General features: G+C 48.6%; 18 protein-coding genes and 1 pseudogene. 11 read left to right on the forward strand and 8 right to left on the reverse strand.

Annotation, left to right across the window (positions count from 1 at the left end; translation table 11 throughout):
• The first annotated feature begins 24 nt into the window (after positions 1-24).
• A complete protein-coding gene (locus CRO08_RS11295) occupies positions 25-3,279 on the forward strand; it encodes an EAL domain-containing protein (RefSeq protein ID WP_097036275.1) in 3,255 nt (1,084 codons plus the stop codon).
• Between the two features lie 19 nt (positions 3,280-3,298).
• Here CRO08_RS11295 and CRO08_RS11300 read toward each other — a convergent pair whose 3' ends face one another.
• The gene (locus CRO08_RS11300; RefSeq protein ID WP_097036276.1) at positions 3,299-3,985 is read right to left on the reverse strand and encodes a nitroreductase family protein; all 687 of its coding nucleotides are present in this window, start codon (positions 3,983-3,985) and stop codon (positions 3,299-3,301) included.
• A 392-nt stretch (positions 3,986-4,377) separates the two neighbouring features.
• Here CRO08_RS11300 and CRO08_RS11310 point away from each other — a divergent pair, with 392 nt between their 5' ends.
• A complete protein-coding gene (locus tag CRO08_RS11310; RefSeq protein WP_097034692.1) occupies positions 4,378-4,707 on the forward strand; it encodes a transposase in 330 nt (109 codons plus the stop codon).
• Positions 4,708-4,724: 17 nt separating this feature from the next.
• Entirely contained in the window at positions 4,725-5,573 is an 849-nt protein-coding gene (locus CRO08_RS11315; RefSeq protein WP_176495013.1) for an IS3 family transposase, read from the forward strand.
• Positions 5,574-5,666: 93 nt separating this feature from the next.
• Here the strand turns inward: CRO08_RS11315 and CRO08_RS17630 are convergent, their stop codons facing one another.
• The 4 genes from CRO08_RS17630 to CRO08_RS11335 form a co-directional block, all read right to left on the reverse strand.
• Entirely contained in the window at positions 5,667-5,930 is a 264-nt protein-coding gene (locus CRO08_RS17630; protein WP_369684802.1) for a PIN domain-containing protein, read from the reverse strand.
• A gap of 19 nt (positions 5,931-5,949) precedes the next feature.
• Positions 5,950-6,171 (reverse strand): hypothetical protein, encoded by a 222-nt coding sequence (locus tag CRO08_RS11325; protein WP_097036277.1) that lies wholly within the window; start codon positions 6,169-6,171, stop codon positions 5,950-5,952.
• Positions 6,172-6,257: 86 nt separating this feature from the next.
• On the reverse strand, positions 6,258-6,614 hold the full coding sequence (locus CRO08_RS11330) for a hypothetical protein (protein ID WP_097036278.1): 357 nt from the start codon (positions 6,612-6,614) through the stop codon (positions 6,258-6,260).
• 254 nt (positions 6,615-6,868) lie between these two features.
• Positions 6,869-7,546, reverse strand: coding sequence for a DUF3800 domain-containing protein (locus tag CRO08_RS11335; RefSeq protein WP_141398345.1), 678 nt, complete (start codon positions 7,544-7,546; stop codon positions 6,869-6,871).
• Between the two features lie 385 nt (positions 7,547-7,931).
• Here CRO08_RS11335 and CRO08_RS11340 point away from each other — a divergent pair, with 385 nt between their 5' ends.
• The gene (locus tag CRO08_RS11340; RefSeq protein ID WP_097036280.1) at positions 7,932-8,744 is read left to right on the forward strand and encodes a hypothetical protein; all 813 of its coding nucleotides are present in this window, start codon (positions 7,932-7,934) and stop codon (positions 8,742-8,744) included.
• Positions 8,745-8,901: 157 nt separating this feature from the next.
• On the opposite strand, the gene CRO08_RS11345 is transcribed toward CRO08_RS11340, so the two are convergent.
• Positions 8,902-10,554, reverse strand: coding sequence for an acyl-CoA dehydrogenase family protein (locus CRO08_RS11345; protein WP_097036281.1), 1,653 nt, complete (start codon positions 10,552-10,554; stop codon positions 8,902-8,904).
• Between the two features lie 640 nt (positions 10,555-11,194).
• Between CRO08_RS11345 and CRO08_RS11350 the strand changes: the two genes are divergently transcribed.
• The 7 genes from CRO08_RS11350 (at position 11,195) to CRO08_RS11380 (ending at position 19,352) form a co-directional block, all read left to right on the forward strand.
• Complete coding sequence (locus CRO08_RS11350) at positions 11,195-11,746, forward strand: hypothetical protein (RefSeq protein WP_097036282.1); 552 nt, start codon at positions 11,195-11,197, stop codon at positions 11,744-11,746.
• A gap of 227 nt (positions 11,747-11,973) precedes the next feature.
• A complete protein-coding gene (locus CRO08_RS11355) occupies positions 11,974-12,834 on the forward strand; it encodes a TIGR02147 family protein (protein ID WP_097036283.1) in 861 nt (286 codons plus the stop codon).
• Positions 12,827-14,290 carry a hypothetical protein gene (locus tag CRO08_RS11360; RefSeq protein ID WP_097036339.1) on the forward strand — a complete coding sequence of 488 codons (1,464 nt, stop codon included), beginning with the start codon at positions 12,827-12,829 and terminating at the stop codon, positions 14,288-14,290. Before CRO08_RS11355 ends, CRO08_RS11360 begins: the two co-directional genes overlap by 8 nt.
• Before the next feature lie 26 nt (positions 14,291-14,316).
• A complete protein-coding gene (locus tag CRO08_RS11365; protein WP_097036284.1) occupies positions 14,317-15,534 on the forward strand; it encodes a hypothetical protein in 1,218 nt (405 codons plus the stop codon).
• A 23-nt stretch (positions 15,535-15,557) separates the two neighbouring features.
• Positions 15,558-15,962 (forward strand): GtrA family protein, encoded by a 405-nt coding sequence (locus CRO08_RS11370; RefSeq protein WP_097036285.1) that lies wholly within the window; start codon positions 15,558-15,560, stop codon positions 15,960-15,962.
• On the forward strand, positions 15,955-17,604 hold the full coding sequence (locus CRO08_RS11375; protein WP_097036286.1) for an NAD(P)/FAD-dependent oxidoreductase: 1,650 nt from the start codon (positions 15,955-15,957) through the stop codon (positions 17,602-17,604). The genes CRO08_RS11370 and CRO08_RS11375 overlap by 8 nt, the downstream gene beginning before the upstream one ends.
• A complete protein-coding gene (locus CRO08_RS11380; RefSeq protein ID WP_097036287.1) occupies positions 17,601-19,352 on the forward strand; it encodes a glycosyltransferase family 39 protein in 1,752 nt (583 codons plus the stop codon). Before CRO08_RS11375 ends, CRO08_RS11380 begins: the two co-directional genes overlap by 4 nt.
• 100 nt (positions 19,353-19,452) lie before the next feature.
• Here CRO08_RS11380 and CRO08_RS11385 read toward each other — a convergent pair whose 3' ends face one another.
• Both CRO08_RS11385 and CRO08_RS11390 read right to left on the reverse strand, forming a co-directional pair.
• The gene (locus CRO08_RS11385; protein WP_097036288.1) at positions 19,453-21,165 is read right to left on the reverse strand and encodes an acyl-CoA dehydrogenase family protein; all 1,713 of its coding nucleotides are present in this window, start codon (positions 21,163-21,165) and stop codon (positions 19,453-19,455) included.
• Between the two features lie 5 nt (positions 21,166-21,170).
• A pseudogene (locus tag CRO08_RS11390) lies at positions 21,171-21,371 on the reverse strand (FAD-binding protein); the annotation flags it as partial.
• Between the last annotated feature and the right edge of the window lie 281 nt (positions 21,372-21,652).

Below are 21,652 nucleotides of genomic sequence, written 5' to 3' on the forward strand. Positions count from 1 at the left end.
TATCCGAAATAATAGATTAGTTTAATGATAAGAATAGCAAGAAGGTGTTCTTTATCAGGTGGCTTGTTTATGGCGATGCAGGGCTCAATTGGAAATCCGGAATTCGAAGGCGGTATCGTCGAGTTCCTGAACACGGACAAGGTGGATCCGTTTGCCATATTCGATGCGGACACGCACGAAATCTATATGGTAAGCGCCTCGGTGTCGCGAAAATGGAAACCCGCAAAGGATTTTGAACCGGGCATAAAGCTAGAGGAATACTTTTTCACGGAAGATGAACTAGCCAGGATTTCTGTTGACGAGATTCTGGAAAGGAGCGAGTCTATTTTCCATAGCCCGCGTACGGGGAAGTACGTAATCCTGAGTCAGTCCCAGATTCTCTGGCAAGGGAAAAACGCGGTCTTTTTACGTATAAGTGAACGTACCGACCGCTATTTCGACCCCTTGACGGGGCTCCCGAACATGGAATACGGCCGCCTGTGCGGCGAGAACTTCATCAATGATATCAGGGAGGCGGGCGGCACTCCCGGCCTTGTGTTCTTTGATATTGTAGGGATGAAGCTTTACAATAGCGCGAACGGTTTCCACAGGGGCGACGAGTTCCTGATATACTTTGCGTCATTCCTCAAGAAACGGTTTGGGAACGACCTGATTTGCCGTATCGCGAACGACCACTTCGCCGTGGTGACGGATATCTGCAACATCGAGGGCAAGCTGAATGAAATTCGGGGGTGTGTCAGGGGAGTCGTGTCGAAGATATCGATGGACCTCTATGTCGGCGTCTGCGAAATAGAGGAGTTCGGCGAATTCTTGGAAGCGAGCGAGAAGGCGAAACTCGCCTGCAGTATCCAGAAGGGCAAGGGCGATGGCTTTGTCCGCTATTACGACGAGCGGCTGCACAAGGATTTGTTGCTGCAGAACTACGTGGTAAGTCATGTGGACGAGGCTATTGCGAACGGCTACATCAAGATATACTACCAGCCTGTAGTCCGCACGATTACGGAAACCTTCTGCGGCATGGAGGCGCTTGCCCGCTGGATAGACCCGCAGTACGGATTCCTGAATCCGGGCGTCTTTATCGGGGCACTCGAGGATTCTAGACAAATTCACAAACTCGACAGCCACGTCGTAGAACTTGTCTGCAAGGAGATGCGGAGGGAACTCGACCTCGGGCACCCGGTGGTTCCCGTCTCGTTCAACCTTTCCCGCCTGGACTTTGTCGGCTGCGACATTTTTGAGGTGGTCGAAAGGGCGCTTGCACAGTATGGGATAGACCACGAACTTATCCGTGTCGAGATTACGGAGAGCATCATGGCGTCGGACACGTATATCCAGCGGGAAATAGAGCGGTTCCGCCTTGCCGGTTACGAAGTCTGGATGGACGATTTCGGGAGCGGATATTCTTCGCTGAATACCCTCAAGGACTACAAGTTCGACGAGCTCAAGATTGACATGGCGTTCCTCTCGAACCTGAACGATGTTTCGCGCATCATTATCAGTTCGATGGTGCGTATGGCGAAGTGCCTGGGCCTGAAAACGCTCGCGGAAGGTGTCGAAACGCAGGAGCAGATGGATTTCCTGAAGGAAATAGGCTGCGAGAAGGCGCAGGGCTACTACTATGGCAAGCCGCAACCCCTTGCCGATACCATGAAGCACATGGAATCTACAGGGATAATGGCCGAGAATCGGGAAATGCGGGGAGTCTTCTCGAAATTGGGTGCCCTCGACTATCTGGTGGAAACGCCCATGTCGATAATGACCTACGAAAACGGGGTGTTCAAGTTCCTGTTTGCGAACAGGCAGTACGAGGAACAGCTCCGGAGCCTCGGGTTTACGAGCAGGAAGGACGTGGAAGACGCCTCGAACAATCCCCAGAATCCGGTGTACTACACGCTGCGCGAAGGGGAGAGAATGGCCTACATGTCGCCATGCGAAATGACGTATGCGACTCACGGGGTCTATGTATTCGTGAGGGGGAGCCTGGTTGCCGATATCAACGGCTGCCACATATACAACCTGATGCTGCGCAATACGCACGTGAGCGCCTACGACGGGTCGTCTAGCCAGAAGCGCTCGATTCTCCCGGCGAGAATGAAGACCGTCCTGCTTGCCGATAGCAATCCGCAGAGCAGGGCATTCCTCGAGAGCGTCTTGCGGGCGGATTACAACATGTTGCTCGCCAAGGATGGGGAACAGGCGCACAACCTGTTGCTGGAACACAGGAACAACATTTCCCTTGTATTGCTCGATGCGAGCCTCCCGAAGATGGACGGGTTCAAGCTTATCCAGGAATTCCAAGGGGGTGGGCGCGACTTGCAGATACCTTTTGTCGTGATGACGGACAACCTGGAACTTGCGAAGGAAAGCATCCGCCTGGGCGCATACCAGTTTATCCTCAAGCCCATTACAGACAAGGGAATGATAAAGGCGAAGATTTCGGGCGCAATCAAGAATGCGGAAGTGTTGCACCAGGTGGCGTTGAACTACATGGAATACGTTCCCGGAGGTGTCATTCTTATCAATGCCATGACGGGCAAGATTCTTTACGTGAATGCCCGAGCGCTTGATATATTCGAATGCGAAAGTGCGGAACAGTTCCGTGATTTTGTCGGGGCGAATTTCAGGAACGCGATTCTGCCCGAGGATTATGCGAAAGTTGGCGAGGAACTTAAGGAACAGTTCCAGAAAGATAGCGGCCTGACAAAGCAAATCTCTTACCGCACGAGAACGGGCAAGGGGAACATCAAGCGCATATACCATGTGGGCCGCGTCTACAAGGATACGCCATATGGCCACATATTCTCGGCGTTTGTCTCAGAAGACGATATCGCGATGAAGAATTACTTTACCCGTAAGGACGAGTTCGCGAAGTTCATGGCGTCGGGCGAGGCGACGCACACGAAGTCGTACGATAAGGGGTACAAGGGATTCCTGTTCTGGAACCTGACGAAGAACTCCCCGGTGCTCCGGATGGACGGCGTGTCGTATATCCCCAAGGAAATGGCCGAAACATATACCTACGAAACGCACTACAGCTACCTGAGTTCCCTGATGCTGAAGAGCGAAGACAATGTGCGCAACGCGATGGACTACACCCGCGAACGGCTGATTCTCGATTACCTGAACAAGTGCATGGTGCACCCGCTCGACATAAGCTACGACATAGACGTCTACCAGTTTACCATCCGTTCAACCTTCGACATGATGATGGACCCCGATTCGGGCGACATTATCCTGAAGCTCGTGAACGAATGCATAAGGACGACGAAGGACGGGTAGGCCTTTTACCGCCCCGCATTTACGCCCACTCGAAGTTTTCTTTCCCGGCGGCTATCTCGAAATTGCACTTGACAATCCCCAGGTCCAGGGGTGCGTAGCCCATAAGGTCGAAGCTCGCCTTGGCGGCCACCTTGTTGCCGTCTAGCAGCGTGAAGAAAAACTTCTGCCGGTTCATCGCGGTGGGGGCAAGCAGTGCCGCCTCCATTCCCTTTTCAAACCATTCGGGGAGCGAGGCGTTCTCGCTGCGCGCATCCTTGTAAAAACGGGAGATGGGCTTGAGCTTGCGAGCGGCGCCGTTTGATTCGCCGTAACCGCAGGCGATGACCATCCGCAACTTTTCGTCGGGCTTCATCTGGTAGGCGCTCTTGATGTTCTTGAATGTGAGCCCCACCCAGCAACTGTTCAGCCCCAGCGACTGCATCAGCAGCACAATCCTTTGTCCATAATAGCCCACGGCCTCTTCGTGGTTGCCGTCCTTCTTGACCACCAGCGCAATGTAGTTTTTGACGCCGGAGAATTGCCCGTACTTGAAAATCCCGGTGGAAAACGCCAGGGGCTCGTTCTGCACCAGCTGAATGTGCAGGCCGCCTTCCGCGTTGCATTCGTCAATCAGTTTCTGAATCTCGGCCGCCTTCTCGGGCTCGATAGGCCTGTCCGTGTACTTCCGCACCGAATGCCTCTCGCGAATCGCCTGTTGCAAGTCCATAATGCCTCCTGCGTGATGATGGTAATATAGGAGTTTTTTTCCTTCCGTTTGAACAGTCAAGTATTCCTTGACGGTTGGATTGTATTTTGTTTTGAAGGGGGAGGAATCCCGCACCACCTAAAGGTGGCCATGTACACTTAGTACTAAAGTGCTAAGTGTACAAAGGCCGTAACGTCCGGCTTGAAGCTATTGCAGCATGACGGAAAATTCTTGCAAACTCTTCAAGATTAGTTTCGGAAAATCTATTTCTCGAAGAACGCTGAAATGCGAATCATTCGATACGATGAAGGTTGCATTCCCGGCAATGGCGCAGTCGATGGACCATGCAGGAGTTTAATAAGAGGGTAGCATAAGCTACTATATTCATTGCGCAACCCCCAAAAGGTAAAACAATGGCAAAAATCAACTATAGCTCCGAGACAAGGGAACAGGTCATCAAGCTGGTCCTGAAAGGCGAAAAGTCAGCAAACCAAATAGCCAAGGAACTCGGAATCGGGCCCAATACAGTCGGTCGGTGGGTAAACGAGTACCGCAAGGAACACAACCTGCCGAGCTACCGCGAGGAACGGCGAATCCGCAAGGTGTCCGTCGAGGAACTCGCCGCCAAGAACAGGGAACTGGAAAAACTCCTGAAGAAGCGTGAAAAGGAGCTTGCGGACGAGAAGGAGACGGTAGAGATCCTAAAAAAATCCCTGCACATCTTTATGCGACCACACGACTGAAATGCGAGGCGATACACGTGAACCGCAAGAAATACTCAGTCAGGAAGATGTGCAGAGCCCTAGGAATACCGCAGTGTTCCTACTACCAGTGGTCGCGCCAGCAGGAAAAACGTGCCGAGAAGAAGGCCCGCGAAGAACGGCTTGTCCAGAAGGTCCGCGACACCTTCGAAGAAAACCACCGCGTGTACGGTTGCCCGAAGATGCAGGCGGCACTCCATGACAAGGGTGACGAGGTAAAGGTGTGGAAACTGCGCCGCATCATGCGCGAGAACGGTCTCTATCCGGTCACGCTCAAGAAATGGAAACCCTACCGCAAGGGCAAATGTGACTCCATGTACAGCGAGAACCTGGTGCAGCGGAAGTTCGATCCCGACAGTCTGAACGCCGTCTGGGCCGGCGACATCACCTACGTCAAGACTACGCTTGGCTGGGTGTACCTTGCCGTGGTACTTGACCTATGCAACAAGGAGGCGGTGGGTTATGCCGTGAGCAAGAACATCGACACGGAACTTGTCAAGCGCGCGTTGTCCAATGCCATCATGCAACGCGGCCATCACGACGGACTAATCTTCCATTCCGACCGTGGCGTGCAGTACAGCAGCATGGGCTACCGCACGATGCTCTCGGAGAATGGGATAACGCCCTCGATGAGCGCCCCGGGCTGCCCCTACGACAACGCCTGCATGGAAAGCTTCTTCGCAAGCTTCAAGAAGGAGATGGCCTACAGGCGAGACTTCAAGGACATCGAAGACGTGCGGGAGGCCGTTTTCAGGTACATCGAGCTGTTCTACAACCGGAAACGGCTCCATAGTTCGCTCGGTTACATGACACCGGTGGAATATAGGCTGTCAAAACAGGCTGCCTAGACCACAAGGGTATACCACTTAACAAGAAAAAAGGATATATTTTAACTTAACCGGTAATGAATATGGTTGTTCATGAACCCACTATTAAAAAAACTACAAATCCACGACAAACTTGTTGTCATCTGGATCATCCTTTATAAGGTCGAACCTGAAGAAAGTGTCGATAAGTTCAACGGAAGGCGCGTTCAATAGGGTTTGAATGACGTTCGAGGCGATTATTGAATTTGTCTTTTGTCCAATAATCTCTTCATATTCGTCAAGGATTTCGTTTGAAACACAAAGAGTGTATTTGCCTTCCTGTAAGCCGCGCCAGACATTGAAATAAGCACCCCGTTTAGAAAGGGATGCTAAAGGCAATTCGTATCAAGAACAATTCTCATATGTTCTTGTAAGGCGTCCGAAGGTGTTCGTTCAGGACGGCTTCATTTTTTTCGTTGTCCCACTCGCCGGACTCCCACAGAGCATCCATGCCGTTCTCGACACGCTTGGCGAAAACATCCGTCAGGGCAACACGAATCTCTTCCAAGGATTTAGAATCCTTGGCAAAGGAAAACATCTTCAAAAGATGCAATTGAGTCGGGTTCAGGATGGTTTCCATAGGTCGCTCCATGTTTCTAAATAGGAATATACCTTATTTATGTGCTATTTGCCAACCCTATTCCAAGTTGGAATAGCTCTCTTTCTTTACAAATGGGTCCGAGAATGCCGTTTTGCTTGTAAAGTCGATGCTCTTGCGAACTTTTCAATAGCCTTCTTTATTTCGGCAATGTCTTCTTTTACGCTTTTGAACTTGGATTTGATATCCCTTCTCTTGGCGTCTTGCTCTTCAAACGACTCGGCTTCGGGGCTGTCGCCCTGGCATAGGTATTCCGTTACTACCTGGTCGCCTTTTCTTGAAACTAGGTAGAAGTAAACCTTCTGTCCGATTTTCTTTTTTCGCAGAGACCCTTTGGGGAGAGCTTCGAGCATGGCGGAATACTTCGCCTGAAGCCTTTCCTGTTGATCGAGTTCTTCTTTCAATATTCCTTTCACGACACTCATTACCCTACAAAATGTATAATTTTGGCGATTGTAGGGTAAGATTCTTTAATATACAAGAAGGGGGGGAGGAATCCCCCTGGCTCCTGTTTCGACAGGCCGAGAATCGCGGAAAAGGTTGGTGAGCCTGTCGAACCATCCGCGCACCCCCACTGCGGGTGCTCAAAACCCTGTAAGCGAGTGTCGCGACCGTGCTTGCACGGGCATGACCGAGCGACATGGGTTTCTGCAAACGCTGCCCCGCAACGCCCGGGCTATTAATTCCATTCTTTCTTTCTCAGAGCCTTTAAATAGTTCTGTTTCAAGTCGCGCTTGTTGCCGAAGAAAATCATTTCGGATTTTGAGAAAAGATTGTTTTCAAGTTTCAGGTTCAAAAGTTCCATCGTGCAAATAAAGTCTGCGACCTGGAACAATTTATAATCAGTAGGCATCACTTTTCGGAAAATTGGGTTTGGCAGCAGTGCGTTGAATACAGACGACAAAAGCTTGCTTACTTCGACTTGTCCATTGTCGTAGTAAATTTTGACATCGTTGAAAGCAAGAAAATCATCATAATGATTTCTAATGAACGAGGATATTTGCTTCGAAAGTTTGCCTGTTGCTTCTACAGAATCTTTGATGTGCTTTTTTTCGATGGAAAAACATTTGTACTGGATACCTACTGAACGGATAAACGCCATCATTTTGTTGAAAATGCGCCTCCGCTCAGCTATTCCCATGTCTTTATAAATTTCTTCCTTGCGGATAATTGGGCCGGTGTGGATGCAAAGATTCTCAAGTCCAAGATAGGACAGCTCGGTATCAAGACGAATAACGTTTTCTTGAATGTCGACTTCTTGGTCATGGAACACCATTGTTATTATGTAATACGGAGAATGTGGGCTATATTCGCCAAAATCCCCCGACTCATCGATGAAAACACTTAGTTCCTTCAAGACTCTCTCCACAAAAAAGGCGAGGAACTTCCTCGCCAAAGATGGACCTGGGTCTTTCGACCAGCCCGGTTATAATATACCAATTTTTATTAGAAAAGTCAACATGTAGAGCTTCTTCCAGCTTGGAATAATCGTCTGGCGGGCCTAGACGGGGCGTTTTTGGCGTTTTTTCGCACAAAAACAGGCTGCTTTGTAAATTTCTGTTGCGTCTGGGTTGCATTTAAGTTATTTTAAATTGGACATATTAGAGAGTATAGCTCTTGTTCTCTAAGCGAAATCTCGACAGTTTCCCTGAACGAGAATATGGCGAACGCTCAAAAGAACTTTTTGTTCCGCAGGATACGAAGGTCGATTATGTTCAATTCACAAAGAATGGAGGTTGCGAATGAAGATGTTCTTATTTTTATTTGGCATAATGGCGCTATTTATGGCGTGTTCTGACGACTCTTCGAGTGCCAATAACGAAAAGCAGTATCCGTTACAACTAAATGAGGATTGTGATGAATTTGTCAAAGATTCCTCTTTGTGGAGGGCTATTCAAGATTCTAATTTAACTGAATTAAAAAAAAGTATAGAGAATTGTGCTTCATTAGATATGAGCCTATATGACACAAACGCCCATGCAGACCAAATTGTCATTCTAGATTTGATTTGGACAACTGACGCGGATTCCATTATCTATTATCTAATAGATAATGGTATGGATTCTGTGGCCAGGAATCTTGGCAATGGATTTACGACGGAAGCTATGTGGGCTGGTGATACAAACCTTGTCCGATATGCAATGAACAATGGTTATCCAATTAGTGGAGAAACGGTTTATCGCACCATTGCAAATGGAATGGATGGAAAATTTGGTAGCCAAGTCGCAAGAAAATGGTATTACGAACTACTCCCTTTAATTTCCGATATAGATAGTGTTCGGTATAACGTGAACGGGGATTATTCCATTTTACACGAATTATGCAGTCAGATGAGTAATGCTCTTACATTTTTGTCAGAAGAAGATCAATTGTTTTATTTCCAAGATTTAATTGATCGTGGTTATTCCGTAAATCAAAAATCAAGCGATATGGTAGAATTGGACTATTGTAATTTTGGTCATTGGAATCAAACGGATCTTCAAAAGAAGTTTACGGACATTCTTATCAAGGCCGGAGCGGACACGACTCTTGTTGAGTGGACTTATTCGGAATAAACACCAGTCGCAAAACACTTCGCCTGCTCCCTTGGCTTTGTTAGGGGAGTTTATTTATTCTAACCATTGAAAAAGACCTCGGCATTGAATGAACTGCCGAGGTCTTTGAATTTTAAAGGGAGATTCCCGCCTTCGCGGGAATGACATCCTGCGAGACTTACGCCTGCTTGTAGCTTTCGAGCGATTCCACGCGGAGGCTCTTCACGAAGTTGTAGTGCTTGGCGACTTCGGCTTCGGCGAGGTTCAGGTACACCTTCACGCTCTTGTCGAACAGTTCAGGCGACTTGGTTGCATCGCGGAGGAGCAACTGGGTCATCACGCAGTTGGCGGCGAGTTCGTACAAGTGACGGCTGCAGAGGTCGGTGAATTCGTTGTTTTCAACGGACTTCACGTATTCGATAGCTTCGTTGTACTTTTCGTCCATAGCCTTGGCGCGGGCCTTGAGGCTTTCGTATTCCGGGCGAACGTCCATAGCTTCGAGTTCTTCGAGCATGAGGCCGTAGCTGCCGGTGGTGATGTGCGGGAGTGCTGCAACCGTCTGGAGCTGCGTCGTACCTTCGTAAATGGAGGTGATACGAGCATCGCGGTAGAGGCGCTGGCAAGCGTATTCAAGCATGTAGCCCGAACCGCCGTGAACCTGGATACAGTCGTAGCTGTTCTGGTTTGCGTATTCGGAGTTCATGCCCTTGGCGAGCGGCGTGCAAGCAGAAGCGAGCTTCTGGTAAAGCTTGAGTTCCTTCTTTTCGTCATCGGTGAGCTTGCGGGTGCGTTCGATGTCTTCGAGGCACTTGTAGATATCGACGTAACGAGCTGTCTGGTACAAGAGGGCGCGGCCTGCATCGAGGCGAGCCTTGATGTTCGAGATCATTTCGTAGACGGCCGGGAAGTTCACGATAGCCTGACCGAACTGCTTACGGTCCTTGGCGTAGGCGAGAGCTTCGTTGTAAGCCATCTGGCTGATACCCACGGACTGGGCTGCAATGCCGAGGCGGGCGCCGTTCATGAGGGCCATCACGTACTTGATGAGACCGAACTTGCGGCGGCCGCAGAGTTCAGCCTTGGCGTTCTTGTAGACAAGTTCGCAAGTCGGGCTTCCGTGAATACCGAGCTTGTTTTCGATGCGGCGAACGTCAACGCCACCGTCACGCTTGTCGTAGATGAACATCGAAAGGCCGCGACCATCGTGCGTGCCTTCTTCGGAGCGGGCGAGCACCAGGTGGATGTCGGAGTCGCCGTTCGTGATGAAGCGCTTCACGCCGTTCAAGTACCAGCACTTGTCAGCTTCGCTGTAGGTGGCCTTGAGCATCACGCGCTGCAAGTCAGAACCTGCATCCGGTTCGGTCAAGTCCATGGACATCGTTTCGCCAGCGCAGATGCGCGGGATGAAACGGGAACGCTGGTCTTCGTCGCCGAATTCATAGAGCGTTTCGATGCAGTCCTGGAGGGACCAGATGTTCTCGAAACCGGCGTCTGCAGAGGCGATCATTTCGTTGATGGCCGTGTAGGCGGTAATCGGGAAGTTGAGACCGCCAAAGCGGCGCGGCATCGTGACACCGTTGAGGCCAGCCTTGCGGGTGGCTTCGAGGTTCTCGTAGGTCTTGGATGCGTAGCGGACGCGGCCGTTTTCGCAGTGCGGGCCTTCGGCATCCACGTCTTCGGAGTTCGGGAAGACCGTGTTTGCGGTGATGTCGCCAGCGACTTCGAGCACGCGGTTGTAGTTGTCCATAGCGTCGGCAAAATCTTCCGGCGCATAGTCGAAATTGTCCTTGTCAGCAAAGCCGTTTTCCTTGAGCTCGACAATGCGCGGCATCAGGGAATTGCTTTCGAGGTTGAATGGGGCATCCTCGAAAAAATCCTTCTGAAAAATTTGGCTGCGACACTTCGTGCAAGTTCGTCACTCGACTTGGTAAAGACCTCCAGTATTCACCAAGTCTCGTTCCTTCTTGCACTCGGTCTCGCTCAAATTTTTCTGACGAAGTATTTTTCCTCGGCTGCCGGAATCTCGGGATGATCTGTATAAAAATTCGCCATAATATAAAGGGGGAAGAGTCCCCCTCGCTCCAGCCCTGGCCCCGCCCTTATAGTCATTCCCTTCGGGAATACGAACCTAAGCCCGCCCCGGCTAGGTCTTACGCTACCCCCACTGCGGGTGCTCAGACGCCGCACCCGCAACGCCCGGGCTTGACTGCTTAAAAACTTCAAATAACATCGAAATAGGCCTTGATGCAACAACCCCCTCTACCCTCTTCAAGTAAAAGAATGTATATTTAGAGTACGGAGGTATCTTATGACTGAAAATATCATAGAAAGAACCCTCAGGGCAATTAAGTCCGCAGATCATTCGCCGGAAGCCGCGCGTAGGCGTCTTCTGAGAGCTGGTATTATTACCAAATCTGGCCGTCTGAGCAAGATTTATCGCGAACCGGCGACAGTCCAAAAGTAATTTAGGTATGGACGATCTTTATCTAGAACGACCGAATCTTTACATCGGGTTTCATGGTTGTGAAAAAGAAAGTGGCTTGAAACTCGTCAATGAGCCTAAGGACATTATTTCAAGCAAGGCCGATCACGAATGGTTGGGAAAAGGTTTTTATGTTTGGGAAAATAACCAAGATCGTGCGTGGGATTGGGCGAAAAATCACAAACCCGTACCATTCAAGGATCCTTTTGTAATCGGAGTCGTTTATACTTTAGGTACCTGTCTTGATTTGACGGATTCTCATTTCATAGATCTATTAAGTTTGAATTTTGAATCGTTAAGTGACGACCTTAAAAAGCTAGACAATAAAAATGGTTTGCACAAACTTGATTGTGCGGTCATAGAACATCTTCACGAAACTTGTGAGGAGTTTGACAGTACATTTAGATACGACTCTGTCCGTGGAGCCTTTTACGAAGGCGATGTCGCTTACAAGGGCACCGAGATTCGGAAGAAGAATCACATTCAGGTTTGCCTTCGCAACATGAATTGCATAAAGGGCTTTTTCTTGCCCCGCTGCTAGGATTGATATTCCGTTTTGTGCAATGAAAGCCGCAGTGTTGTAGCTGCGGTTCTTTTTTTTAGGGGATTTTTCGCTTGCTAAAAAAGGCAAAACAAGCATTTTACTGTATAGTAAAACTTTAAAATCCTTTTATTATACGCAAAATTATACAAATTGAGCAAAAAACGAAAATTTTGTATAGAAAAACCGATCGTGGCAAGCGGATTGGAAAATATATTTAGGGTATAATGAGATCCGTAATTGAATACGAAGACTACCGTTTGTTTATGAACGATTACTACCAGTGGAAAAAGCGAACATCCGCTTTCTCCTGGCGTGATTTTACAAAGAAGGGAGGCTTTACTTCTCCCAATTATATGAAGATTGTGTGTGAAGGCAAGAGTGGCTTGTCGAAGAATGGAATTGAACATGCCGCTGACGCGATGGATCTTGTGGGTGCTGAAAGAGAGTATTTTAGACAACTTGTGAAATTTGGGCAGGCAAAGAGTGATGCAGACAAGAAGGCTGCTTATACAGAAATGAAGGAAATTGCCAGTGCTCACAAGGTCCGTGTTTTAGAGGGAGAATCAGTCTCATTTTACGAATCGTGGAAATATCCTGTGCTGCGCGAACTTGCTCCCATGATGCCCGGAGCGAAGCCTCTGGAAGTGGCCAAGGCGTGTGGAGGGGCTTTCTCGGCCGAGGAGGTCCGCGATGCGTTGGCATTCTTGACCCGAGCGAAGTTCTTAAAGAAGGTTGCTAATGACGTGTACGAGCAAGTGGATCGGTCGCTCCAGATGTCAGTTGCCGCCATGCCGGTGCTCGTTCGTGAAATGCATAAGGAAATGGCTGATTTCGCAAGAGAGGCTGTTGAAAAGTACCCCATAGATGAACGGAATTTTACGGGCATCACCATGGGTATCGACGATGAAGACTATGCCGAAATTTTAAAGGAACTGGACGCTTGCCGTAAAAGAATCATATCAATTGCGACAGCAAAAAAAGGCGGAAACAGAGTGTACCGATTGAATATGCAGATGTTCCCGCTCACAGAAAAAATTCAGAACAATGAAACCTCACTTAAAAATAAGGAGCATAACCATGAATAAACGAATCATTATTTCCGCTGCTGCTATTATCGCTTTAGCAGCCTGCTCCGAAGATAAGGGAGCAGTATCCACCGTTGGAACAGAACCTTCAACAGAAGCGCCTGTTACTGCAGAAAAGTCTTTATCCGATGCGGATATTGCGTTCATGAACGGCATGCTGAATTCCTTTGGGAGTAACAGCCAAGCTGTCGCTTCTGATGGTGCTAACGATGTGACTCCGACAGATGAACCGACTCTCACACTCTCTCCGGTCTTGTTTACTTTTACGACCGAAAAAGAAGTTGTGTACAACGAGATAAAGTCCAACGGAAGCTGTTGGGTAAATCTGTATGACGAAGAAAAAGGTATTTCTTTTTACAAGTCTAAAAAGGAGAAGATTCCAGGCTATAGCACCATTCTTGATCAATACGATGATGCGACCATTCTCCTCAAGGAAAACGAAGGGGCGCTTTACATGCAGGATTTGCACTATAAAACCTTTGCTGGAAAGACGGAACTTTGTGTGGCCGACAGCATAGCTTTTGTTGCCGAATGCAACGAGAAAGGCGGCATTTATAGGATTTACAATGAAGGTTGTGGCACAGCCCTCGAAATGTCCTGTGTAGCCAAGGTTTCTGGTCAGACTGAACTCAGGGCTATCGCCAATACATTCAAGGGTGAGTGCGAAACGTTTGTTGCAAATCTCCCCGAAGCGGAACCTCTGCCTACTGTACAATGCCAAGGCGATACGGAAAACGGAATGGCCTGCGATACAACGCAGGAAAATGGCGAGAAAGTTTCTGCCAATAATGTCGCGAAAACCTTGTCCGATGCAGACATTGCGTTCATGAACAGCATGCTGGATTCCTTTGGAAGCCGCAGTAAGGCAGTTGTTTCTGACGATATCATTCTGGATGAGGTTGTGCCTACTGATGAACCGACACTCGCTCTCTCGCCGGTCTTATTTACTTTTACGACCGAAAAGGAAGTTGTGTACAACCAGATAAAGTCTAATGGCAGTTGCTGGGTCAATCTGTACAGCCAAGAAAACGGAATATCTTTTTACAAGTCTAAAAAGGAGAAGATTCCAGGCTATAGCACCATTCTCGATCAATACGATGATGCGACCATTCTCCTCAAGGAAAACGAAGGCTCCCTTTATATGCAGGATTTGCACCATAAAACCTTTGCTGGAAAGACGGAACTTTGCGTGGCCGACAGCATAGCTTATGTTGCCGAATGCAACGAGAAAGGTGGCGTTTACAGGGCTTACAATGACGGGTGCGGCTCTACCCTCGAAATGTCCTGTGTAGTCAAGGTTTCTAGCCAGACGGAACTCAGGCCTATCGCTAATGCTTTCAAAGGTGAGTGCGAAACGTTTATTGCAAATCTTCCCGAAGCTGAAGCCCTGCCTACTGTACAATGCCAAGGCGATACGGAAAACGGAATGGCTTGCGATACAACTTGGAACGAATAAGGAAAGATTTTTAGGGCTTCTTGACAATGAGATTTGATTCCGGATTACTATTGCTTTGTTCGCTTGTTTTGCTGCTGGAATCTTGTTCTGAATCGAACAAGGTTTCTGGCGGTACAATAGAAGATCAGAATGCCCTTTTAGAGAAACAGGTGAACGATTGGTATAATTATGGCTTGGATTTGAACGAGGCTGCATATGCCAAAATAGACGGAGGCAGGCTGGCCGTTTTGGATGATGGTTCGGGCGCTCGTGCAGAGTGCACCGCGGATAGTGCGTCCATTGCAATGACCATACAAATTTCCGGTTCTGTCGCGGTGACAACCTTGAAAGCGGAGGGACTCGAACAATCCTGTGATTCTGCTTTTGCCGAGTTCAAGACTAATTGTGATAATAAATCGAATAGCGAATTCTTTACCCTAAGTGAAGGCTGTAAGGAAGGAACTTTTGATGCCGCTTGTCGAGTAAAGGCAATAGAATCTGATTCTGCGAACATCTTGATAACTTATTTTAGCGCTATTGCAACAAATCGGTGTTTTGAAATGTCAAGGAATGCCCAAAATTCAACGGGTAGAGGGGTAACACCGTCTTCTTCGTCAAAAGTGAGTGAAAGTTCAAGCTCTTCCAGTGCTGGTGGGCGAGAATCTGTGTCAACACTTTCTCCTAGCGATACGGCAGTGACAATTAAAGATGAGCAAACACTTGAAAATTATGTCTTGCAGTATGCTTCAAGTGCTGATCAACTTTCTTTTGACGAACATGTAATTGCATACAATGGATTGCCAGGTATGAATTGCATAGATTTTGCAGAATTGACCTTGAAAGTAAACACGATGGAGCTAAAATCGCCTTTGGTCAAAATTGAAGGAAACGACATACCGCAATGTTTCCCGATGACGGCGAAAATAATGAAAAATCGTCTAAAAGAAAAGAATGAAAGTTGCCAATACTTTATAACGTTTGTGGATGGCGGCGGTCTGCTTACTGGAAGTGTTTTGAGTCATGTTGCCGATGGCGAACTGGAATTCACGAAAGTGAAGCCTAGTGGGGAATGTGTCTCTACTGATGATTATTTTTCTGTATTCTTCCTAATTGAAGATTGCAAAAATGAAATAATGTCAACGGAACCGCAAGTTACACACAAAACTTATGAAAGCGAATTCTGGAAATGTGAAGATGGAAACTACAACCCTAATCCGAAGGCGAACCCCTATGGGGAGTGGTTTAGAGAGTCATTGCTTTTGTAGTTAGTTAACAGAAATTCCGAGTAATGTCTTCATTTTGTACGGTGCTAGCCCAACTAGCACGTTATATACTAGTGGGCGGATTTGCCTTTGTAATTGATTTTGGCTTGTTTTCTCTTTGCCTTTACGGTCTTGGATGGCAATATTTGCTTGCAAATCTTATGGGGCTAGTTGCCGGGCTGTGCTTGAATTATGCTTTGAGCATAAGTTGGGTTTTCCGTAGTAGTAAACGTCGACTAGAAAAGTGCAAATCGGCAGAATTTGCTGTGTTTGCTTTGGTTGGGTTAATGGGTGTGGGACTTAATGAACTTTTGATGTTGTTGATGGTTGGTTTCTTTAGTTTGCATGAATTGTATTCAAAAATGATAGCTTCTGTAGTTGTTTTGATGTGGAATTTTTGTGCTCGCAAGCTGATTTTGTTTAATGAATGAAAAATGTAAAAAAAATAGTCAGATTGCTGTAATTGCTGGTGCTGGTCCTGCGGGCTTGATCGCGGCGCTTGAACTTTTGCGAACAACAGATGTTAAACCTGTGATTTTTGAAGCGGAAGACGTTATCGGCGGAATCTCGCGTACGGCACGCTACAACGGCAACCGCATGGATATTGGCGGCCACCGCTTTTTTAGCAAGAGCGATACGGTAATGGATTGGTGGCAGGGAATCTTGCCGCTCCAGGGTGTCGCGAGCAAGGACGACATCGCAATTGGCCGCACTGTTCCGCTGACGGAAGGCGGCCCCGATCCGGAAAAGACGGACTACGTGATGCTTTGCCGCAGCCGCCTTTCGCGAATTCTCTTTTTGCGCAAGTTGTTCAATTACCCCATCAGTTTGAACGGCGATACGATTCGCAACCTTGGGCTTTGGCGCATGATGAAAATCGGCCTTAGCTACATCAAGGTGCAGTTGATGCCCGCCCGCAAAGAAAACAGTCTCGAAGACTTCATGATCAACCGTTTTGGCGTGGAACTTTACCGCACGTTCTTCCGCGATTACACCGAAAAGGTGTGGGGCGTTCCGTGCAGCAAGATTAGCCCCGACTGGGGCGGCCAGCGCATCAAGGGCCTCTCGATTACCAAGACCGTAGTGCATGCCGTCAAGCAGATTTTTGCGGGCAAGAAGAATGCTTCTTCTGCAAACGCTGGCGAAGGTTCAGGTGCCGATATCCGCCAGAAGGATACGGAAACAAGCCTTATCGGACAGTTCCTTTACCCGAAATTCGGTCCGGGTCAGCTTTGGGAAACGGTTGCCGAGAAGGTACAGGAAATGGGCGGCAAGATTGTCATGAACGCTCGCGTGGTGGGCGTGAACCGCGACGGAACCGGCTCTCGCGTTGAAAGCGTTGTCGTGGATTATGGGCGCTATACGGAAACGGTCCCGTGCGATTACTTCCTCTCGACGATGCCGGTGAAGGAACTCGTCGCCGCGATGGATAACGAAAAGAATCCCGTGCCCGCCGAAGTGCGCCGCGTCTCTGACGGTCTCGTCTATCGCGACTTCATTACCGTGGGCATCCTTTTGGACAAACTTGAAATCAAGAATCCTGCAAAGCCGGGCACGCCCGAAAGCAAGCTCAAGTTCGTTGCCGACAACTGGATTTACGTGCAGGAATCCGACGTGAAGCTCGGTCGCATCCAGATATTCAACAACTGGAGCCCGTATCTTGTTGCCGACCCCGAAAAGGTTTGGATCGGTCTTGAATATTTCGCGACTGAAGGCGATGACATGTGGAACATGCCCGATGCGGACTTCATCAAGTTCGCGATTGCGGAACTCGACAAGATTGACGTGGCAAGGCCTGCGTCCGTTCGCGATTCCGTTGTATTCCACATCAAGAAGGCATACCCCGCCTACTTCGGCACCTACGGCGAATTTGACAAAGTCCGTGGCTATCTTGATCCGATTGACAATTTGTTCCTCATGGGCCGCAATGGCATGCACAAGTACAACAACATGGACCACAGCATGCTCGCTGCCATGGAAGTCGTGAAGTGCATCCGCGAAGGTAGCAGCGACAAGACGGCGCTTTGGAGCGTGAACAGCGAAGAGGAATACCACGAAGGTAAAAAACTATGAAAAAGATTTTTAAGTCAATAGAAGTCTACTGTATCATCGGTATTTTAATATGCTTCAGCATTCTCCACTATGGTCAAATCCGGGTGGAAAATGTTGTTCTGCGGCATGGAAATGCTGAAAAACAAACGACATTACCCATCTCACAAAATATGGATGCCGGTGAATGGTTTAATGTTCGTTTTTCTATTTCTAATCCATTGAATATTCCCTATGATTTAAACATCATTCCTGATGATTGCGCTGAATCATTGACGGTTAACGGCTTTGCATTTTCATTGAGCGGCTATTCGGATAAATGTAATTTTAATAAAGGATTTTGGATTCCAGACTCGGTTACTTCTCCACATCGTGTGGGGAATAGAACCAGTTATGAAATTCTCTTGATGAATAAAGGCGGAATCGCAGGGATAAATGTTTTCCCTAAAGTCGATAGTATTTTGCTGTTTCTGCTGAAATTTATGATAGCCCTGCTTGTTGGGATAATTGTGATATTGGTTGCGAAACGACTGAAACTAAATACATTTCTGATAGCATGTATTCTTGCAGGTGTTCTCCTGCGTTTTGCAATGTTCTATGCAATGCCTTACAATCAATTTTCGATGGATGTAGAGGGACACTTAGCTTATATACAATATATAATAGACAATCATTCTATTCCTTCTGCGAAAGATTGCTGGAGCTGTTACCATCCGCCTGTTTATTATGCTAGTGTAATACCGTCTTTCATGGTGAGTGGATTGATTGACTATAATTCTTGTTCAGGTGCACAAGCATTCAGTTTGGTTCTTTCAATTATTTTGCTTGTCTGTGGCCTATTTTTGTTGAAGGAATTTGTTTCAGGTGTTCCTTTAGGAATTGCTTCTGTTCTGTGGACCGTATGGCCCTTGTTGCTTTTAGTTGCACCTAGAATCGGAAATGACCAACTTTTTTATACTTTGCACGTTTTATGTGTGGTGGCGGGTTTTAATTATATCAAGAACGGAAACGGAAAGCATCTTGTTGCTGCTGTTGTGTGTGCGGCTCTTGCGGTGTGGACAAAATCTACGGGCTATGTCACCTTGGGACTTGTAATGCTATTTGCTGTTTTCGGATTCGTAAAAACAAATCAATTGCATCGGCCGACCAAAACAGAAATTGCTGGGTGGATTTTACTGGCTCTTGTTTTTGTGAGCCTTGTTGTAATTAAGATTTTCAGCAATGGTGAACTGGTTGCAAACATAAATAGTTTGCATTCAAGCCTAAAGGTTGAAAATGAGGCGAAGAATTTCCTGTATTTTGATATGAAATCATTCTTGACGGAACCTTATACCAATGGATGGATCGATGGACAAGGACGAGAATATTTTTTTAATTACGCTTTTAAATCCTCGTTATTTGGCGAATGGAAACTTGTAGATACGGCTGTGGGCCGAACATTGGCGTCGTTGATTAGTTTGTCGTTGCTGGGACTAATTGTTTTCGCAATTCGAGGCTGGTGGAAAACCAGAATGAATATTTATCATTGGGTTTTATTCATTCAAGGAATTCTTTTCTTTGTGGCTTTAGTTTTTTTGCGATATAAATATTCCTACGCCTGTAGTGCTGATTTTCGTTATATATTGCCGGTCCTGTTGAGCTTTCTCCCGTATGTCGGGCTTGGCGTGTATCGGGAAGAATACTCTCTCAAATGGAAAGTGTTGGGGCTTGCTACGGTCTCAGTATTTGCAGTATGTTCCGTATTGTTGATGAGTTTTATTTTTGCGGCATAAACTTTGTGAAAACAAACAAAGACCCCGGCATTCTGCCGAGGTCTTTAAGTTTTATGGATTCTATCGGCTCTGCGAGCCTCCAGAATGACATCCTGCGGGCTTATGCCTGCTTGTAGCTGTCGAGCGATTCCACGCTGAGGCTCTTCACGACGTTGTAGTGCTTGGCGACTTCGGCTTCGGCGAGGTTCAGGTACACCTTCATGCTCTTTTCGAACAGTTCCGGTGCCTTGGTGGCGTCGCGGAGCATGAGCTGGCTCATCACGCAGTTGGCGGCCATTTCGTACAGGTGGCGGCTGCAGAGGTCGGTGAACTCGTTGTTGTTCGCGGCCTTCACGAATTCCACGGCTTCGTTGTACTTCACGTCCATGGCCTTAGCGCGGGCCTTGAGGCTTTCGTATTCCGGGCGCACATCCTGGGCTTCGAATTCTTCGAGCATCTGGCTGTAGGTTCCGGTGTTGATGTGCGGGAGGGCGGCCACGGTCTGCAGCTGCGTCGTGCCTTCGTAAATGGAGGTGATGCGTGCGTCGCGGTAGAGGCGCTGGCAAGCGTATTCAAGCATGTAGCCGGAACCGCCGTGCACCTGGATGCTGTCGTAGGCGTTCAGGTTGGCGTATTCGGAGTTCATGCCCTTCGCAAGCGGCGTGCAAGCAGAAGCGAGCTTCTGGTAGAGCTTGAGTTCTGCCTTTTCTTCGTCGGTGAGCTTGCGGGTGCGCTCGATGTCCTCGAGGCCCTTGTAGATATCCACGTAGCGGGCTGTCTGGTACAGGAGTGCACGGCCAGCGTCAAGGCGAGCCTTGATGTTGGAAATCATCTCATAGACGGCGGGGAAGTTCACGATGGCCTGGCCGAACTGCTTGCGGTCCTTGGCGTAGGCGAGAGCTTCGTTGTATGCCATCTGGCTGATGCCCACGGATTGAGCGGCAATGCCGAGGCGGGCGCCGTTCATGAGGGCCATCACGTACTTGATGAGGCCGAACTTGCGGCGGCCACAGAGCTCAGCCTTCGCGTTCTTGTAGACAAGTTCGCAAGTCGGGCTTCCGTGGATGCCGAGCTTGTTCTCGATGCGGCGCACGTTCACGCCACCGTCGCGCTTGTCGTAGATGAACATGGAAAGGCCGCGGCCGTCATGGGTGCCTTCTTCGGAGCGGGCGAGCACCAGGTGGATGTCGCTGTCGCCGTTGGTGATGAAGCGCTTCACGCCGTTCAGGTACCAGCACTTGTCGGCCTCACTGTAGGTGGCCTTGAGCATCACGCGCTGCAGGTCGGAACCGGCATCGGGTTCGGTCAGATCCATGGACATCGTCTCGCCGGCGCACACGCGCGGGATAAAGCGGGAACGCTGGTCCTCGTCGCCGAATTCATACAAGGTCTCGATGCAGTCCTGGAGGGACCAGATGTTCTCGAAACCGGCGTCTGCAGAGGCAATCATTTCGTTGATGGCCGTGTAGGCAGTAATCGGGAAGTTCAGGCCGCCAAAGCGGCGCGGCATCGTGACACCGTTGAGGCCAGCCTTGCGGGTGGCTTCGAGGTTTTCGTAGGTCTTGGATGCGTAGCGGACGCGACCGTTTTCGCAGTGCGGGCCTTCGGCGTCCACTTCTTCCGAGTTCGGGAAGACGGTGTTCGCGGTGATGTCGCCAGCGACTTCGAGCACGCGGTTGTAGTTGTCCATCGCGTCGGCAAAATCTTCCGGCGCATAGTCGAAAGCGTCCTTGTCGGCATAGCCCTTTTCCTTGAGCTCGACAATGCGCTGCATCAAAGGAGAGCTTTCAAGGTTGAACTTAATCTCTGGATGGTCTGTGTAAAAATTCGCCATAACGCCTACTTGTTGTTTGCCTTGTAATACTTGATCATCTTCGGGATGACCTCTTCGACGGTGCCGTTGATCACGTAGTCAGCGATAGCGTTGATCGGGGCGTCGGGGTCGGAGTTCACGGAGATGATGATTCCTGAATCCTGCATGCCGGCGAGGTGCTGAATCTGGCCGGAGATACCGCAGGCGATATAGATTCTTTTATATAAAGGGGGAAGTATCCCCCTCGCTTCAGCCCCGGCCCCACCCTTATAGTCGTTCCCTTCGGGAACCCGACCAAAACCCGCCCCGGCCGGGTCTTACGCTACCCCCACTGCGGGTGCTCAGGCGCCGCACCCGCAACGCCCGGCTTTTATTCAAGTAAATTGATGCTTGATTCATGAATGAAAAAAGCGAGAAACTTCCTCGCCACTATTGAATATACGAGTTTTTGCTGAACGAAGGAAAAAGGCTGCTTGCTAAAAGCAGATGAATGAAGCTCCAAAAAATG

The sequence above is a fragment of the Fibrobacter sp. UWT3 genome, assembly GCF_900230125.1.
Taxonomy (GTDB): domain Bacteria; phylum Fibrobacterota; class Fibrobacteria; order Fibrobacterales; family Fibrobacteraceae; genus Fibrobacter.